Genomic DNA, 17,735 nt, shown 5'->3' on the forward strand with positions numbered 1-17,735 from the left:
GACGACTCCTGAAGGCTCAGTTGAAGACGTAGGACGAGGCGGCGGCCGGGTCGGGGACCGGGCTGTGCTTGGCGAAGGCGATGGCCTGCTCGACCCTGGCTTCCGCCTCCTGCCGGATCCGGGCGACGAGGGCGTCGTCGAGGACCCCTGCGTCGCGCAGGGCCTGCTCGTAGCGCGGGATCGGGTCGTGCGAGGGGACCTCGGCCAGCTCGGGCCGGTAGCCCTGCGCGTCACCTTCGAAGTGCCCCCACAGCCGCAGGGTGTGCACCTCCAGCAGCGTCGGGCCCTCGCCCGCGCGCGCCCGGGCCACGGCCCGGCCGGCGGCCGCGTAGACGGCCTCGACGTCGTTGTCCTCGACCCGCTCGGCCGGCATGCCGTATGCCGCGCCTCTGCTCGCGTTGGAGGGCACCGAGGTGGAGGCGTCACGGGGGACCGAGATGCCCCAGTCGTTGTCCTCGATGACGAAGACCACGGGCAGCTTCCACAGCGCCGCGAGGTTGAGCGACTCGTGGAACGCGCCCTGGTTGGCTGCGCCCTCGCCGGTGACCGCCACGGCCACCCGGTCGGTGCCCCGCTGCTTGAACGCGTAGGCCTGGCCCAGCGCCGGCGGGTAGCCCTCGGCGATGATCCCCGAGCAGGAGAAGTGCACCGCGGGGTCAAACAGGTGCATGTGTCCGCCGCGTCCCTTGCCCAGACCCGTCTCGCGGCCGAAGATCTCCGCTGCCATCGCGTTGAGGTCGACGCCGTGCGCGATGGCGAAGTGGTGCGGGCGGTGGGTGGCGGTCACCGCGTCGTCGCCGGTCAGGTGGGCGCAGACCCCGGCAGCCACGGGCTCCTGCCCGGCGGCGAGGTGCATCTCGCCCGGCACCAGGCCCTTGCCGATGTCGAAGCCCGGCCCCTTGTCGGCGTGGTACTCACGCAGGACCGCCTCCTCGAAGGTGCGCGCGAGGACCATCGTCCGGTAGAGCTCGAGCCGGGTCGCGGCGTCGAGCGGGGCGAGGACCTGGGGTGTGTCGTGTGCGGTGGTGCTCATGCCGTGCCTCCAGACGCCGGGACCTCCGTGGCCGGTGCTCCTGACGCGGATGCCCCGATCCCGTGACCTTCCGAACCCCCGTCGCCAACCTATGGCGGGCGCCGTCGCGGGCTGCACGGACCTTGGTCCTCCCGGCCCGGCGCCCCCACGCGGGAGCCTCGGAGCATGGACGAGGACACGCAGCTCACACCCGGGCCCCAGGGCTCATCCGCCAAGGGCCACGGGGGCAAGGTGGTCGTCGGGGTCGACGGCTCGGAGGGGTCGCTCATGGCGCTTCGCTGGGCGCTGGAGGAGGGCCGGGTCCGCGGCGCGACCGTGCACCCGGTGATGGCCACCTCACGGCACCACAGCTACGCCTCACCCGAGGTCGAGACCCTGTATGTGCCCACGGCGGCCCTGCCCAGCGCGTCGACGCCGGAGCGCAAGGTCGACGCCGGCGAGAGCTTCAGCGCGGAGAACGACGCCGAGGCGGCGGCACACAACGAGCTCGACCAGATCGTCGAGAAGGTCCTCGCCGAGGGGTGGCACAACACGGTGAGGGTCGTCACGGCCGCGGTGGAGGGCCACCCGGCCCAGGTGCTCATCGACTCCGCCGGCCCCTCGGACCTGCTGGTGATCTCCTCCCGCGGGCAAGGGCGGTTCTCTGCGGCGCTGAAGGAGTCTGTGGCCCAGCACGTGCTCAACCACGCCCAGAGCCCCGTGGTCGTGGTGCCGCACGACCGCTGACCCCGGAGCCCGCAGGGCGGCATACACGCCTTGTGGCTGTTCAGGATTCGCACAGGCAGGCTCGGCATGATGCCCGCCCGTGAGCACCGACACCCGCCGCCCGAGCGCCCTCCCGCGAGCCGCCCTGAGCACGGTGCCCGAGGTCACCGCGGTCTTCTGGGTCACCAAGGTCCTGACCACCGGCATGGGTGAGACGGCCTCGGACTTCCTGGCCCACCACCTCGACCCCGTCCTCGCCGGCGGCCTCGGCCTGGTCGGGCTGGTCGCCGCCCTGGCGCTGCAGTTCCGGGCCCGGCGCTATGTCCCGTGGGTCTACTGGCTGGCCGTCGCCATGGTCAGCGTCTTCGGCACGATGGCCGCGGACGTCGTCCACGTCATCCTCGGGGTGCCGTATGCCGTGTCGACCGTCGCCTTCCTGCTCGCCCTGGGCGTCGTCTTCCTCCTCTGGCACCGCAGCGAGGGAACCTTGTCCATCCACAGCATCACCACGCGCCGGCGCGAGCTCTTCTACTGGGCGACCGTGCTGACCACGTTCGCGCTCGGCACCGCCGCCGGCGACCTGACGGCGAACTCGCTGCACCTGGGCTACCTCGCCTCCGGCCTCCTCTTCGCCGTCGTCATCGCCGTGCCGGCGATCGCCCACTGGCGGTTCGGCCTCAACCCGGTGCTGGCGTTCTGGTTCGCCTACGTCGTGACCCGCCCGCTCGGGGCGTCCTTCGCCGACTGGATGGGCGTCCCGCCCTCGCGCCAGGGCCTGGGCTGGGGGACCGGTCCGGTCACGCTGGCGCTGACCGCCCTGATCGTGGCGCTGGTCGGCTACCTCACGGTGACCCGCGCCGACCGCCCGGCCGCGTAGGCGCCTCGTGGTGGGCGGTCCGCTGGACCTACCTCGCGGCGCTCCGGGGTGGATATCCGGCCCGGACCCCCGCAAGGTAGGTCGGGCGTGCCCGACCGGGCCACCCGGCATACCCGTGGCTCCCAAGGCAAGAGCCCCTGTCCCGCAAGGGGACAGGGGCTCTTGGCGCGTATGCCGGGTGGCCGGCTCAGGGCTGGACGCTGAGCGGCTCGTCGTTCTTGAGCGCCTTGAACAGGGCCAGGGCCTTGGCGCTGTCCCACTTGACCGCGCTGCCGGCGTAGGTCTGCAGGTTCGGGTTGCTGATCGGCATGGTGATCGACTGGCCGTCGCCCTGGGAGATGGAGCGCAGCGCCCACAGCGCCTTGCCCACCTCGAGCATCGAGTCGTTCTGGTCGACGGTCAGGGACGAGGCGACCGCGGAGCCGAAGTCGTTGAGCTTCCACGGCAGGAGCACGTTCGACGGGGTGGCGGCCTTCTTCATCAGCGCGCCGAGGAACTGCCGCTGGCGCTGCACGCGACCGAGGTCGCCGAGCGGGTCGGAGTAGCGGGCGCGCACGTAGCCCAGTGCGGTCGCGCCGTTCATGTCCTGGCAGCCGGGCTTGAGGTTGATGCCCGCCTTCTTGTCGTTCATCGCGTGCTTGACGCAGATGTTCACGCTGCCCACGGTGTCCACGACGTTGGAGAAGCCGCCGAAGCCGATCTCGATGTAGCCGTCCATGCGCAGGCCGCTGACCTGCTCGACGGTGTCCATGAGCAGCTTCGCGCCACCCTCGGAGTAGGCGGCGTTGATCTTGTTGCGGCTGTGCCCCGGGATCGGCACGAAGCTGTCGCGGGGGATGGACACGAGCGTGGGCTTCTGCCCGTTGCCCGGGAGGTGCAGCAGCATGATCGTGTCGGTGCGCGCGCCGGCGGCGTAGCCGGTGGACAGGGCCTTGCGCTGGGCCTTGGTCAGGCCGGCGCGGCTGTCGGACCCGACGAGCAGGTAGTTCTTGCCCGACGCGGCGGCCGGACGGTTGGCGGAGGTCGGCTCGGCCGCGATCTTCACCACATGGCCCCAGGCCGAGTTGGCGGCCCACACCAGGGCGCCGACCCACGCCACGAGGACGACGAGGACGATGATGAAGGCGTTGCGCACGGGGTGGCGGCGGCGCTGGCGCGGTGCTGCGGCGGCAGCCCGCGTGCGGCGCGGCGGCGGGCCGCCCACACCGGCCGGGGCGGGTCGCTGACGGCGGGTGTCGACGGTGACGATGTCGTCATCCCCCTGCAGCGGGATCTGGCGCGATCGTGTCGGGTCGTAGTCCTCAGGCACGGCACGAGGGTAGAGCCTCCCGCTGAAAGTGGAAGAGCGCCGCGCATGACGTCCCCCACAGCAGCGGTAACCTGACCCGACCCCAGCGACGCCTGCACCCCGAGGAACCCGCCCTGACCATGTCTGCCGCTGAGCCCACCGCCGCCGAGCCGACCCCCGTCGTCGAGCCCCCCGCACGCGACGAGCAGGTCGCGACCGCGGGGCTGCCGGCCGTCTCGGTGGTGATGCCGATCCTCAACGAGGAGCGTCACCTCGAGGAGGCGGTCGCGGCCGTCCTCGGCCAGGACTACGCCGGCTCGGTCGAGGTCGTGCTCGCGCTCGGGCCCAGCACGGACCGCACGGACGAGATCGCCGCGGCGCTCGCGGCGGCGGACTCCCGCGTCCAGACGGTGCCCAACCCCAGCGGTCGCACGCCCGAGGCGCTCAACGCCGCGCTCGGCGCGAGCCGCTCCGACATCGTCGTGCGTGTCGACGGCCACGGCGTGCTCGACCCGGACTACGTGCGCACCGCCGTGGAGCTGCTGGAGGAGACCGGGGCCGCCAACGTCGGCGGGCTCATGGACGCCGAGGGCGTCACCACCTTCGAGCGCGCCGTGGCCGCGGCCATGACCTCGCGCCTGGGCGTGGGGGCCTCCCGGTTCCACACCGGCGGCGACTCCGGCCCGGCCGACACGGTCTACCTCGGTGTCTTCCGGCGCGAGTGGCTGGACCGGATGGGCGGCTACGACCCCCGCTTCGTGCGCGCCCAGGACTGGGAGCTCAACCACCGCATCCGCGAGGCCGGCGGCCTGGTCTGGTTCTCGCCACGGCTGCGGGTCTCCTACCGCCCACGGCCCACGCTGTCCCGGCTCGCCCGGCAGTACCGCGACTACGGGCGCTGGCGCCGCGTGGTCGCCCGCACCCACAGCGGCACCATCAACGCGCGATACCTCGCCCCGCCGGTGGCCCTGCTCGGCGTCGCCGTCGGCGGCGTCTCCGGGCTCGCGTGGGCGCCCGCCTGGCTGGTGCCGGCCGCCTACCTGGTCCTCACGACCGTGGGCGGGCTCAGCATCCGGGCCGCGCTCAGCTGGCGTGAGCGGCTGCTGCTCCCCGTGATCCTTCCCACGATGCACCTGTCCTGGGGATGGGGGTTCCTGACCAGCCGGGTCCGCATCGGCGAGGGGTGAGACGCCGCGGCACGCGGCATTCGCGTGTTGCTGGGCCGGTGTTCAGGTTCTGTACAGTCGACGGGTGCCGCTGCTTTCCGTGATCATCCCCGTCTACAACGTCCAGGCCTACCTCGAGGAGTGCCTGGACTCCGTCCTCGGGCAGCGCTTCGATGACCTCGAGGTCATCGCGGTGGACGACCGCTCTCCGGACCACTCCCCGGCGATGCTGGACGAGCGCGCCGCGCGTGAGCCGCGCCTGAAGGTCGTGCACCTGGAGCAGAACGTCGGCCTCGGTCCGGCCCGCAACGCCGGCCTCGAGCACGCCACCGGCCGCTACGTGATGTTCCTCGACAGCGACGACTCGATCACCCCCGGCAGCCTGGCGGCGATCGCCGAGCAGCTGGAGAAGGCCCGCTGGCCCGAGATGCTGATCGTCGACCACGCCCGCACCTACTGGTGGGGCAAGGTCCAGCGCAACCTCAAGTCCGACCTGCTCGAGGAGCTCTCCCACGGCCCGGCGTTCACGACCGAGGAGCACCCCGAGCTGTTCGACCTGCTCCACGTCGCGTGGAACAAGGTCAGCCGCCGCGACTTCCTCGAGCGCGAGCAGCTGGAGTTCCCGCCCGGGTACTACGAGGACACCCCGTGGACCTACAAGGCGCTGCTGACCGCCAAGTCGATCTCCACGCTGGCCTACCTCACGGTCCACTACCGCCAGCGCCGCCACGGCAACATCCTGGGCACCAAGTCCCGCCGGCACTTCGAGGCGTTCGCCCAGTGGGAGCGCATCTTCGACTTCCTCGACAGCCGCCCCGACCTGGCGCACTGGCGGCCCCGGGTCTACCAGCAGATGATCGCGCAGTACATGACCGTCCTGCGCCACCCCAAGCGCGTCCCCGACGACGCGCGCGCGGACTTCTTCCACGCGGCCTCGGAGCACGCCCGCCGGTTCAGCAACGGCCAGGAGTCGATGGGCAGCCCGCGCCAGGACCAGCTGCTGGCGATGCTGAAGAAGGACAACTACAACGGCTTCCGGGCGCTGCGGGTCGTCAACAACACGGCCTCGACCTCCAAGAAGAAGCTGACGAAGTCGAAGAAGAACGCCCGCCGGGTCGTCTCGCGCGGCAAGAGCCTGGTCAAGCGGATCGACTACCGCCGGGAGGCCGCCACCGTCGACCTCGACCCCAACCTCGCCGTGTTCGCGGCGTACTGGAACCGCGGCTACGCCTGCTCGCCCAAGGCGATCTACGAAGCGATGCGCGAGCTGGCCCCCCACATGCACGGCGTGTGGGTCGTCCGCGAGAAGAACGCCGACACCATGCCCCCGGGCGTCGACTACGTCATCCCCGGCAGCCGCCGCTACTGGTCGGTCATGGCCCGGGCGACCTACTTCGTCAACAACGTCAACTTCCCCGACCAGATCGTCAAGCGGCCCGGCCAGGTCCACATCCAGACCCAGCACGGCACCCCGCTGAAGCACATGGGCATCGACCTGATGAAGCACCCCGCCGCGATCGGCAACCTCGTCTTCGAGGACCTGCTCCGGCGCAGCGACCGGTGGGACTACAACCTGACGTCCAACCGCTTCTCCAGCGTCGCCTGGCAGCGCGCGATCCCGAGCCGCTACGAGACGTTCGAGTCCGGCTACCCGCGCAACGACGTGCTCGTCAACGCCACCGCGCAGGACGTCGCCGCGGCGCGGGCCCGCCTCGGGATCCCGACGGACAAGCGGGCGGTGCTCTACGCGCCGACGCACCGCGACCACGACCTCGACTTCACCCTGCGGGCCGACCCGGTGCGCCTGGCCGAGCAGCTCGGGGAGGAGTTCGTCGTCCTCGTGCGCGCCCACTACTTCTACGAGTGGGACACCGAGCAGAGCGAGCTCGAGCGACGCAAGCAGCTGCTCAACGTCTCGCGGGTGGAGAGCGTCGAGGACCTCATGCTCGCGGCCGACGTCCTGGTGACCGACTACTCGAGCATCATGTTCGACTACGCCAACCTGGACCGGCCGGAGATCATCTTCGCCCCCGACTGGGAGACCTACCGCGACGTGCGCGGCGTCTACTTCGACCTGATGGAGCTGCCGCCCGGCCACGTGGCCACCGAGCAGCAGGAGCTGGCCGAGCTGCTGCGCAGCGGCCGCTACGACGACGCGGAGTCCGACCGGCTCCGGGCCCGCTTCCGCGAGACGTTCTGCGAGTTCGACGACGGCCACGCCGCCGAGCGCGTCGTCCGGCGCGTCTTCCTCGGCGAGGAGTCGCTGCCGATGGTGCCGGCGTCCGAGCGCCCCGTCGCCCCCCGCCCCGCCGAGATCCCCGAGGAGCTCGCCCTGGCCGCGGCCGCGGTGGGCGAGGGCGCCTGGGACGCTGCCACGGAGCGGGCCCGGGTCGAGGAGAAGAAGGCCGCCCACGAGGCACAGCGGGCGGCCGCGGCCGGACCGGAGGGCGAGGAGCGCCTGGAGCCAGACCCCGGCCTCGAGCCCGATGACGAGGAGATCGAGGACGTCGTCGAGGACGCGGACGAGGACGAGGACAGCGAGCTGTCCCGCGACTGGGACTCCGACAGGGTGACCCCGACGGCACGCCGGGCAGGCCAGAGTGACTGACACCAGGGACGCGGCGACCGTGGACACCACCCCAGCCGACGCCGCGACGGTCGAGCGCACGGCAGTGGACGGCTCGACCGCGACCACGACGGCCTCGAAGCCGGCCAAGGCCCGCGACCACTGGCTCGACAACGTCCGCTTCATCCTGCTGGCGTTCGTGGTCATCGACCACTTCAGCTGGCCGCTGCTCTCGGGCAGCCGGACGATGCACGTCCTCTTCTACTGGATCCACCTGTTCCACATGCCGGCGTTCGTCATGGTCACCGGCTTCTTCTCGCGCAGCCTGGTCGTCAACGACTCACGCGCGCGGGGCCTGGTCACGCGGATCCTCGTGCCCTACCTCATCTTCCAGACCCTCTACCAGCTCGGTGACCCGCTGCTGCACCACGGGCAGCTGGTGCGCTGGGCGCCGCTCACCCCGGCCTGGCTGATGTGGTTCCTCATGGCGATGCTCGTGTGGCGCCTCATGACGCCCTACCTGATGCGGATCCGCTGGATCTTCCCGCTGAGCATCCTCATCTCCCTGGGGACCGGTGCCATCGCCGGCGTCAACCACCTGCTGTCGATGGACCGCGTCCTGTCGTTCCTGCCCTTCTTCGTCCTGGGCCTGGTCATCCGCCGCGAGCAGCTCGACGTGCTGCGTCGCGTGCCGGCGCGGGTCGCGGCCGTCGTGGTGCTCGTCGCCGCGTGGCCGGTGTCGGCGGTCGCGGCCAACCACCTCGGCGTGCACTGGATCTTCTGGGACCGCTCCTATGCGAGCCTGCACGTCTCCACCCTCGAGGGCGTGGCCATCCGATCCGCCCTGATGGTGCTCGCGTTCGCCACCTCGGCAGCCGTCCTGGCCCTGACCCCCTCGGGCAAGACCTGGATGTCGGTCCTGGGGATGGGCTCGCTCTATGGCTACCTGCTGCACGGGTTCATCGCGTGGGGTTTCAAGTGGACCTCGATCCACACGTGGTTCAACTCCCCGGTGCGCTACGTGCTCTTCCTCGTCGGGTGCGTCGCGCTGACCGCGGCGCTGTGCTCGCCGCTGACCCAGCGGGTCCTGCGCCCGGTCATCGAGCCGCGCTCGGACTGGCTGCTGCGCCGGCGCGACGCCGAGGTGCGCACCCCGGCCTGATGCCCACGCCGGAGGACCTGCGGGTCCTCCGGCGGCGTCAGCCCAGGCCGCAGGCGGTGATCTTGTAGAGCGCGTAGTGGCCCTCGACGGCCACGCGCTCGAACCCGGGCTTGCCGGCCAGGTGGACCATGCCCATGCGGTCCTCGCGGCCGATCTTGGCGGCCCAGAACGTGGACGGCCCCGTCACGGCGTACGTCACGCGCATGCGGCGCAGCGCGGCGCACACGTCCGGACGGTGCGCGACCTGGTCGAGGTAGCGCCCGATGGTCAGCCGGTCCGCGCCGCTGGAGGGGTTGAGCGAGGTGAACAGCACCTGGCGACCCCCGAGGGCGTAGATCAGGGCCGAGCCGTTGGCCGGGAAGTCCGACACGACGGCGCCCTTGGGGATCTTCTGCGCGATCCGCACCCACGACTCGATCTGCGACGCGGAGACGTAGCGCCGCGCGGTCTCCTTCGGGTGGTAGTACGCGTCGATCATGCGCGCCTCGGGGCCGTGGTTGGCCCCGACGGTCGCCGCGACGAAGAGCAGCCCCACCAGCGCCGGTATGCCGGCCCGCAGCGCGAGCGGGCGCCGCGCCTCCGCGGCGGCCGGGGTCCGGTCGACGAGGCGGCGCAGGCCGGTCAGGACGGCGCCCATCCCCACGACCGCGAGCAGGCAGCCCGGGATCGCGTTGGACGCCGCGATCCGGACCGAGTCGTTGTACCAGTAGCCCGTGAACAGCTGCGTGACCGGCGTGCCGACCGCGGCGGCCATCATGTAGAGCACCGAGAACACCACGAAGCTCACGACGGCCCACAGCAGGCTCCGGTAACGCGCCACCACGACGACGGCGCCCAGCAGGACGAACGCCGAGAGCCCCCAGAGGAACGGCCCGTCGTGCGGGGCGTTGAGCAGCATGTCGATGCCGGCGTCGGGCACGGTCTCGGTCGGCTTCCAGTCGTAGGCCGAGACCGCCGCGACGCGGGAGGAGATGCGGGGCAGCACCACGACGGCGACCAGGGTCGCCACGACCATCGTCGTCAGCCACAGCGCGCCGCGCCGGCGCCGTGCCGGGTCCCCCTCGATCATCGCCTGGATCGCCGCGGCGGCCAGGACGGTGAGGACCAGCACGCCCAGGGTCAGGATGGCGTTGGGGTGGGCCAGGAAGATGCCGGGCACCGCCAGCACCAGCGCCAGCCCAGCGGTGCGGCGACGCAGGCCGGTCTGGTGGACCGGGCGCACGGCGGCGACCGCCATCGCCAGGGCGGCGGGGACCAGCGCGAGGCCGAGGGTGTTGGGCCAGAGCACGCCCCAGCTGAGCAGGAACGAGGGGAAGGCCAGGAAGGCGGCGGAGGTCAGACCGGTGGCCACGAGCGCGAGGGGGCGCGGACCGAACACCTGGCGGGCGAGGGCGACGCAGCCCAGCGGCCAGATGAGGGCAGCCATCAGCACGGCCGCGACGTTGGTGGCCTCGATCAGCCCGAGGGGGTGCAGCTGCAGCCAGGTGACCATGAGGTCGTGCCACCCGCTGGGGTAGAAGCCGCCGTTGACGGAGGAGATGTTGGACAGGTCCATCATCAGCCGGATCCGGTTGAGGTGGAACGTCGAGTCGGGGCTGTTGGACAGCGAGTCCGGCAGGCCGATGCCGCGCATCGTCGCGGCGCCCTGCAGGACCGCGCCGAGCAGGACGCCGAGGAGGCCGGCGACGCGCACCTGCGTGCTGTCGACGAACTTGTGGCGCCAGACCCGCAGGTGGAAGAGCCGCGCCAGCAGCGCGGCGACGACCGCGAGGACGACGGTGCCCGCGACGAGCACCAGCGGGCTCCAGTGCACGTGCGCCAGGCCGGCGACCACGCCCAGCACGGAGAGCAGGCTGACCGTCAGGGGAGGAGCCATGCCCCAGGCGGACAGGCCACGCAGGCCCAACGCGTAGCCGACGGCCAGGCCCGGCACGAGGACCAGGGCACCGAGGGCGAGGAAAGCCGGAAGCAGGCTGAACCACATGGACACTGCTCGACTCCATCTTCGCTGTCGGCCGGGCAGGCCCAGCGCCGGTTGACGTCGCGATGCTAACAGCGGGATCGGGCCGGCAGCGGGCGCCGATGGAGGGGCGAGTGGCCGTTGTCACGGTGGGCGTGCACGGCGGCCGGGGGACCGGCGCCTGCACGGTACCGTTGCGGGGTGCCAGCCGCCCTCAGCGTCATCGTCGCCGTGCACGATGTCCAGCCGTGGATCGGCGAGTGCCTCGACTCGGTGGCCGAGCAGGTCCCGCAGGACGCCGAGGTGATCCTCGTCGACGACGGGTCGACCGACGCCAGCGGCACGATCTGCGACGCGATGGCGGCCGGGCGCCCCGGCTGGCGCGTGCTGCACCAGGCCAACGCCGGCCTCGGCGCCGCCCGCAACGCGGGCCTGCGCGAGGCCTCCGGCGACCTGGTCTCCTTCGTCGACGGCGACGACGTGCTCCTGCCGGGCTACGCCGAGCTCGTGCGCGCCGCCACAGACAGCGGGTATGCCGTGGCCACCGGGCCGGTGCTGCGCACCGACGGCTCGCGCAGCTGGGTCTCCGGCCTGCACGCCAAGGCAGTCGACCGGCTCGGCGACGTCGCCGACATCACCCGGGACACCTCGCTGGTGTTCGACACCACCGCGTGGAACAAGGTCTACCGGCGCGACTTCCTGCTCCAGCACGACCTGCGCTTCCCCGAGGGCGTCCTCTACGAGGACCTGCCGCTGACGATCCCGGCCTTCTGCCTGGCCGGCCCGGTCGCGGTCGTCCACGAGCCGGTCTACTCCTGGCGAGCGCGCAGCCAGGGCCTCTCGATCACGCAGCGCCGGCACGAGCTCGACAACCTGCGTGACCGCTTCGCCGCGGTGCGGGCGGTCGACCGCTTCCTCGAGGAGCACCGGCTCCACGCGCTGCGGGCGACCCACGACGACAAGGTGCTGCGCCTCGACCTGCCCCTCTACACCGCGGCCCTGCCGGAGGCGGACGAGACCTACCGCGCGGCATACCTGGAGTTCTGCGAGCACCTGCTGCACGGGGTGAGCGAGCAGCGGCGGCGCGCGCTGCCGCCGACGCTGCGGCTGTACGTCGAGCTCGCCGCGGCCGGGCGCATGGACGACCTGGTGCGCGCGGTGCGCGGCCGCCGCGGGCCTCGCCCGTGGGCGCCGGAGACCCGCAGCGGCTGGCAGCGCGTGCGCGACGACCTCGCCGTCTACGGCCTCGAGCGCGAGCTCGGCCTGGCCGGGTGGGCCCAGGTCCTGCGCCGCGCGCCCATCCGGGCTGGCAAGCTCGTGCTGCCGCCGCGGGCCCGACGGCAGCTGGGGGCGCTGCGCCGACGGCTGCGGGGCGGCCGGACGCCGACTGCCGCTCCGCGCGCGGGTGGCGTACCCTCGGTCGCCGGCACCAGCCGCGCTGCTGCCCCCGCGAGCCCGGAGCCGCTCCGCTCCCCGGAACGACAGGCAACGAACGAATGACGCTCCTCACCCGCACCAGCGCGGTCATGGCCCGCCGCCAGGTGCTCTGGACCCTCGTGGTCCGGGACCTGAAGGTCCGCTACTCCCGCAGCGTGCTCGGCTACGTCTGGACCATCCTGGACCCGCTGGCCATGGCCGGGGTCTACTTCTTCGTCTTCACGTTCATCTTCAAGGCCCGCAAGATCGGCGAGCAGCCCTACATCCTCTTCCTCATCGCGGGCCTGCTCGCGTGGCAGTGGTTCTCCGGCTCCCTGACCGACACCTCGCGGGCCCTGCTCGCCGAGGCCAAGCTGGTCCGCTCCACCAACCTGCCAAGAGAGCTCTGGGTGGTGCGGGTCGTCATCGCCAAGGGCATCGAGTTCCTGCTGTCCCTGCCGGTGCTGGCCGGGTTCACGATCTACTACATCGTCAAGGGCCAGACCCACGTCAGCTGGGGGCTGCTGCTCATCCCAGTCGGCTTCGTGCTGCAGTTCTTCCTGCTGGTCGGGATCGGCCTGCTCCTGGCGCCGGTGACCGCCCTCGTGACCGACACCCAGCGGGTCGTGCGGATCTTCCTGCGGATGTTCTTCTACCTCACGCCGGTGATCTACGGCGTGCACGCGGCCCCCGAGCGGGTCCGCGTGCTGCTGGAGCTCAACCCGATGACGGGGTGCATGGAGCTCTACCGCGCCGGGCTGTTCGCCCGCGAGGTCAACTGGGAGTCGGTCTTCGTGGGGACCGCCGTGACGGTCCTCATCGTGGGCGCCGGTGCCATCGTCTTCGCCCGTCTCGAGCGCGCCGTGCTCAAGGAGATCTGAGCCATGTCCGTCGTCATCAAGACCGAGAACCTCGGTGTCGAGTTCTACCGGTCGCGCCGCCGCAAGATGCAGCTGCGCGAGATGCTCTTCCACGGCCGCAACAGTGCGCCGCGGGAGACCTTCTGGGCGCTCAAGGACGTCAGCTTCGAGGTCAAGGAGGGCGAGGCGGTCGGCCTCGTCGGCGCCAACGGCGGTGGCAAGTCCACGCTGCTGAAGATGATCGCCGGGGTGCTCATCCCCGACGAGGGCAAGGTGACCGTCACCGGCGGCGTGGCCCCGCTCATCGAGCTCACCGGCGGCTTCATCGGCGAGCTCTCCGCCCGCGAGAACATCTACCTCACCGCCGGCCTGCACGGGCTGAGCCGCGACCAGGTCGACGACCGCTTCGACGACATCGTGGACTTCGCCGGCCCGCAGGTGCGCGAGGCGCTGGACACCCCCTACCGCCACTTCTCCTCGGGCATGCAGGTGCGGCTCGGCTTCTCGGTGATCACGACGCTGGACGAGCCGATCGTCCTGGTCGACGAGGTGCTGGCCGTCGGCGACCGCAACTTCAAGGAGAAGTGCTACAAGCGGATGGAGTCGCTGCTGGAGAACGGGCGCACCCTGTTCCTGGTCTCCCACAACGAGAACGACCTCAAGCGCTTCGGCACGCGAGGGCTCTACCTGCAGTCCGGCCAGCTGGTGATGGACGCGCCCATGGGCGACGTCCTCGAGCGCTACAACGCGGACGTGGACGCCGCGAAGTGACGCCGCCCCCGACGGCGCTCGTCGGCAACGCGGCGGCGCGGGCGGTCCACGGGCTGACCGCAGGGGCGGACCTCGCCCTCATCGGGGAGCAGGACGCCTCGGGGCTGCGCGCCGAGCTCGCCGGCGTCGGGCTGTCCGGGGCGCCCACGGTGGTGAGCGGGCCGGGCTGCTCGGTCCTGGAGCAGCTTGCCGACCTCGCCGAGTCCGACCCGGGCACGCCGCTCGTCGTCGCGGCGGCCGACCTGGAGATGCCCCTGGCGGCCGTGCTCGACCTGCTCGACAAGCCCGGCGTCGGCACCGGTGTGCTCACGGTGCTGCCCGCGGTGCTGGAGTCCGGCCGTCAGGCCGCGACCCCCGCACGGGTCGGTGGTGACGGTGCGCTCGTGGAGTCCGTCGGCACCGCAAGGCACACGGTGACCGCGCCCAACCGCGCGCTGCCCGGCCTGTTGCGCGTCTCGGCCGCCGACCGGTCGCGGGCCGCGAGCCTCTGGCGCGCCGGCTCGGCCACCAGCGTGGGCTGGGACGTCGACGGCTTCGCCCTGGCGGTGCTCGCCCTCGTGCGGGGCGGCCTGCCCGTGCAGGCCATCGCCCTCGGCCCGTTCACCTGGGCCCGCGACGGCGTCCGGGGCGCCGGCGCGGCCGGAGGCCCGTGGCGGCAGCGCCTGCGCGGCTCCTCGCGCGGTGGCGACGGCTTCTACTCCACGTATGCCGTGCGGCCGCTCTCGCGCCGGCTCACCGGGGTGGGGCTGCGCCTCGGCTGGGCACCCAACGTGGTGACCGTGACCAGCCTGCTCGCCGGCGTGCTCGCGGCGTTGCTGGTGGCCACCGACAACCGGTGGGCGTGGGTGGGCGCCGCCGTGCTGATCCAGCTGGCCCTCGTGGTCGACTGCGTCGATGGCGAGATCGCCCGGTTCACACGGCGATTCAGCGCCCTGGGCGCCTGGCTCGACGCCGTGGGCGACCGGGTCAAGGAGTACTCCGTCTTCGCCGCGTGTGCGTATGTCGGGGTCCGGCACGGCGCCGACCTGTGGCTGGTGGCCGTTGCGGCGATGGCGGTCGTGACGCTGCGCCACCTCGAGGACGACGCCTACGGCCGCCGGCTGCGGCCGTCGCGACTGAGCCGGCCGGACGGCATACCGCTGGAGCGGGAGCGTGACCTCGGCCCGGAAGGGGCGCGCACGAGCTTCGCCCCCGAGCCGGACGCCCGCGCCCGGCGAGGGCACTGGGCCCGCAACATCATGCACATGCCGATCGGCGAGCGATACCTGCTGATCTCGTTGGCGTTGTTGACGTTCAGCCCGCAGGTCGTGCTGTGGTCCGTCATCGTCGCGGTCGGCGCCTCGATGATCTGGACCGTCGGCGGCCACACGGCCAAGGCTGTCACCGGCCGCGACGGCGTGGCCCCCGAGCACCCCGTGCCGGGCGCCGGGTGGGGCCCTCTGGACCACCAGGCCGACCTCGGCCCGCTGGCCCGTCTCGGGGGCCGCCTGATGCGCCTGCCGTTCCTCTCGGTCGCGGTCACCGGTGCCCTGCTCGTGGTCGCCGTGGTGCTGGCCGCGCGGACCGACCTGCTGTGGGTGGCGTTCGTGGCCGCCGTCGTCGCCGCGCTGCTGCTCGGCGCCGCGACCCGGCCGCCGGTGCACCACACCCTGGCGTGGCAGCTGCCGTGGCTGCTCTGGGTGGCCGAGGTGCTCGTCCTCGCGGTCGTGGTCCAGGACCGGCTGCCGGTGCGGGACCTCGGCGTCCTCTTCGCCTTCCTCGCGGCCGTGGCCTACCACCGCTACGACACGATCTACCGCCTGCGCGACACCGGCGAGGCCCCGCCCCGGTGGCTGTCGACCCTGGGGCTAGGCGTGGACGGCCGGATCGTCCTGGCCACCGCGGTCGCCGCCCTCGCGCCGTCGCTGCTGGAGCCGCTGCTGGCGGCCGGCGCCGCCTACCTCGCCGCGCTCTACCTCACCGAGTCGACCGTGGGCTGGCGACGCTGGATCCGCTCCGCCGGCGAGGTCGGCGACGACACGGAAGGGGGAGCGGCCGCGTGACCAAGGCCCTGACCCACGACCCCTCGGACAACCACCCGACGATGGCCCAGCTGCGCGCCGTCGCGCAGCCCGAGGAGCACATCGCGCGCTACAACGCCGAGCACTGGTCCGGCGGGCTCTACGTGCGACACCTGAGCATCCGCGCGACGAAGCTGTTGCTGCCCACCGGGATCAGCCCCAACGGCGTGACCTGGCTGATGACGGTCATCGGCGTGCTCGGGGCGCTCTGCCTGCCGCTGCCCGGGCTCACCGGCCCGCTGGTCGCCGTCGTGGCGATGCAGCTGCAGATCATCCTCGACTGCAGCGACGGCGAGGTCGCGCGGTGGCGGCAGCGGTTCTCCCCGGCCGGTATCTACCTCGACCGGATCTGCCACTACGTCACCGAGGCGGCACTGCCGGCGGCCCTGGGCCTGCGCGCCGACGGGTGGACCCTGGCGCACCCGCTGGACGTCGGCGGGTGGACGGTGCTCGGCCTGCTCACGGCCGTCATCGTGCTGGTCAACAAGGCGTTCACCGACCTGGTCGTGGTGGCCCGGGCCAAGACCGGCCGCCCGATGCTCGACGACGTGGCCGCCACGACCCGCTCCAAGGTCTCCGGCGTGGCGAAGGTCCGTCGGGCCTTCGGCTACGTGCCGATCTTCCGCGCCTTCGTGGCCTTCGAGTTCTCCCTGCTGACCCTCGTCGCCGGGATCGTCGACGTGGTCGCGGGCGACCTGACCGGCACGCACGCGCTGGCCCTGGTCATGGTGCCGCTGGCGCTCGTCACCGCCGGCGGCCACCTGGTCGGCGTCCTCACCAGCTCGCGGCTGGACTGAGCCATGGGGGAGCGGCGCGTCCACGCCTTCCAGTGGGCCCAGGTGCCCGGCCCGGTCGGCGGGGTGACCACCAGCGTGCACGCCCTGACGGCGGGGCTGCGCGAGGCGGGCGCCGTCGTCCACCAGGTCGACACCGGCTCCGCCGCCAACGCCCTGCGTGCCTTGCCGTCGCTGCGGCTGCGCCCGGCGCTGCACCTGTTCCACATCACCCGGCTGTGGCGGGCGATCGTCCTCGCCCCGCTCTTCGCGCTGCTGCCAGGCCGCACCGTGCTCGTCCTCCACTCCGGGTCGACCCGGCGGCAGCTGGAGACGATGCCGGGGTGGCGGATGCGCCTGCTGCGGGCGAGCCTGCCCGCCTACGACGCGATCTGGGCGGTCAACGACGAGATCCGCGACGTCCTGCCGGCGCGGATGCAGGGCCGGGTCACCGTGGTCTCTCCCTGGGTGCCGCCGGGGCGCGCGCCCCAGGCCCCGGTGGAGCGCGACCCCGACCTGGTCACGGTGGCCACGAACTCGGGCCTGGCGCACTACAACGCCACCCTGGCGGCGGAGGCGGTCGAGCTCGCCCGGCGCGAGCGCCCGAGCCTGCGGCTGTGGGTGCTGGCCTACGACCAGGACGGCCCGGCGATGGCCGAGCTGCGCCGCGAGGTGGCCGGCCTGGACTGGGTGCAGGTCTCGATGAACCTCTCCCCGCAGGAGGTCAGCGCCGCCCTCGCCCGCTCGGCGGTGTTCCTGCGCCCGACCGCCTGGGACGGCGACTCGGTCATCGTGCGGGAGGCCCTGGCCGCCGGGGCCCGGGTGGTGGCCAGCGACGTGGTGGCCCGTCCCGTCGGGGTCGAGCTCGCGCCGCTGGAGGCCGGTGCCCTGGCGCAGGCGCTCCTGCACGGCGGTCGGCCCAGCGACGGCGCCGGGCTGGCCACGGGCTCGGTCGTCGACGCCGCGCGCGCCGCGCTGGCGCAGCTTCGCGACGACGGCTGAGCCGCACCGGGACGGTCCCCGGACAGCGGGTGGACAGCCCCCGGACAGCCCCCGGACAGCCGGCGGCCACCCAGCGGTCACCCGACGGTACGCTCG

14 protein-coding genes are annotated in these 17,735 nt (G+C 72.6%); 11 read left to right on the plus strand and 3 right to left on the minus strand.

Features of this window, described 5'->3' with window-relative positions; all coding sequences use genetic code 11:
- Positions 1 to 16: 16 nt before the first annotated feature.
- Positions 17 to 1,033: a thiamine pyrophosphate-dependent dehydrogenase E1 component subunit alpha gene (locus AC3ANM_RS16320; protein WP_488285465.1), complete on the minus strand. Its 1,017-nt coding sequence runs from the start codon at positions 1,031 to 1,033 to the stop codon at positions 17 to 19.
- A 165-nt stretch (positions 1,034 to 1,198) separates the two neighbouring features.
- On the opposite strand from AC3ANM_RS16320, the gene AC3ANM_RS16325 reads away from it, so the two are divergent.
- Together AC3ANM_RS16325 and AC3ANM_RS16330 are read left to right on the plus strand one after the other, a co-directional pair.
- Positions 1,199 to 1,759, plus strand: coding sequence for a universal stress protein (locus AC3ANM_RS16325; RefSeq protein ID WP_488285466.1), 561 nt, complete (start codon positions 1,199 to 1,201; stop codon positions 1,757 to 1,759).
- A gap of 79 nt (positions 1,760 to 1,838) precedes the next feature.
- Positions 1,839 to 2,615, plus strand: coding sequence for a COG4705 family protein (locus AC3ANM_RS16330; RefSeq protein ID WP_488285467.1), 777 nt, complete (start codon positions 1,839 to 1,841; stop codon positions 2,613 to 2,615).
- Between the two features lie 187 nt (positions 2,616 to 2,802).
- On the opposite strand, the gene AC3ANM_RS16335 is transcribed toward AC3ANM_RS16330, so the two are convergent.
- On the minus strand, positions 2,803 to 3,924 hold the full coding sequence (locus tag AC3ANM_RS16335; protein WP_488285468.1) for an LCP family protein: 1,122 nt from the start codon (positions 3,922 to 3,924) through the stop codon (positions 2,803 to 2,805).
- 119 nt (positions 3,925 to 4,043) lie between these two features.
- Between AC3ANM_RS16335 and AC3ANM_RS16340 the strand changes: the two genes are divergently transcribed.
- The 3 genes from AC3ANM_RS16340 (at position 4,044) to AC3ANM_RS16350 (ending at position 8,797) form a co-directional block, all read left to right on the plus strand.
- Entirely contained in the window at positions 4,044 to 5,090 is a 1,047-nt protein-coding gene (locus AC3ANM_RS16340; protein ID WP_488285469.1) for a glycosyltransferase family 2 protein, read from the plus strand.
- A gap of 64 nt (positions 5,091 to 5,154) precedes the next feature.
- A complete protein-coding gene (locus tag AC3ANM_RS16345) occupies positions 5,155 to 7,677 on the plus strand; it encodes a bifunctional glycosyltransferase/CDP-glycerol:glycerophosphate glycerophosphotransferase (protein ID WP_488285470.1) in 2,523 nt (840 codons plus the stop codon).
- The gene (locus AC3ANM_RS16350) at positions 7,670 to 8,797 is read left to right on the plus strand and encodes an acyltransferase family protein (RefSeq protein WP_488285471.1); all 1,128 of its coding nucleotides are present in this window, start codon (positions 7,670 to 7,672) and stop codon (positions 8,795 to 8,797) included. Before AC3ANM_RS16345 ends, AC3ANM_RS16350 begins: the two co-directional genes overlap by 8 nt.
- Before the next feature lie 37 nt (positions 8,798 to 8,834).
- Here the strand turns inward: AC3ANM_RS16350 and AC3ANM_RS16355 are convergent, their stop codons facing one another.
- A complete protein-coding gene (locus AC3ANM_RS16355) occupies positions 8,835 to 10,781 on the minus strand; it encodes a DUF6541 family protein (protein WP_488285472.1) in 1,947 nt (648 codons plus the stop codon).
- Between the two features lie 177 nt (positions 10,782 to 10,958).
- Between AC3ANM_RS16355 and AC3ANM_RS16360 the strand changes: the two genes are divergently transcribed.
- From AC3ANM_RS16360 to AC3ANM_RS16385, 6 genes are read left to right on the plus strand one after another with little or no spacing between them, the layout of a single operon-like run.
- Positions 10,959 to 12,257, plus strand: coding sequence for a glycosyltransferase family 2 protein (locus AC3ANM_RS16360; RefSeq protein WP_488285473.1), 1,299 nt, complete (start codon positions 10,959 to 10,961; stop codon positions 12,255 to 12,257).
- Positions 12,254 to 13,054: an ABC transporter permease gene (locus AC3ANM_RS16365; protein ID WP_488285474.1), complete on the plus strand. Its 801-nt coding sequence runs from the start codon at positions 12,254 to 12,256 to the stop codon at positions 13,052 to 13,054. Before AC3ANM_RS16360 ends, AC3ANM_RS16365 begins: the two co-directional genes overlap by 4 nt.
- A 3-nt stretch (positions 13,055 to 13,057) precedes the next feature.
- The gene (locus AC3ANM_RS16370) at positions 13,058 to 13,804 is read left to right on the plus strand and encodes an ABC transporter ATP-binding protein (protein ID WP_488285475.1); all 747 of its coding nucleotides are present in this window, start codon (positions 13,058 to 13,060) and stop codon (positions 13,802 to 13,804) included.
- On the plus strand, positions 13,801 to 15,846 hold the full coding sequence (locus AC3ANM_RS16375) for a DUF5941 domain-containing protein (RefSeq protein ID WP_488285476.1): 2,046 nt from the start codon (positions 13,801 to 13,803) through the stop codon (positions 15,844 to 15,846). The genes AC3ANM_RS16370 and AC3ANM_RS16375 overlap by 4 nt, the downstream gene beginning before the upstream one ends.
- Positions 15,843 to 16,661: a CDP-alcohol phosphatidyltransferase family protein gene (locus tag AC3ANM_RS16380; RefSeq protein ID WP_488285477.1), complete on the plus strand. Its 819-nt coding sequence runs from the start codon at positions 15,843 to 15,845 to the stop codon at positions 16,659 to 16,661. Before AC3ANM_RS16375 ends, AC3ANM_RS16380 begins: the two co-directional genes overlap by 4 nt.
- Before the next feature lie 3 nt (positions 16,662 to 16,664).
- Positions 16,665 to 17,639, plus strand: a complete 975-nt coding sequence (locus AC3ANM_RS16385) for a glycosyltransferase (protein ID WP_488285478.1) — start codon at positions 16,665 to 16,667, stop codon at positions 17,637 to 17,639.
- The last annotated feature ends 96 nt before the right edge of the window (positions 17,640 to 17,735 follow it).

Source organism: Oryzihumus sp. JJN4-3R, assembly GCF_057747915.1.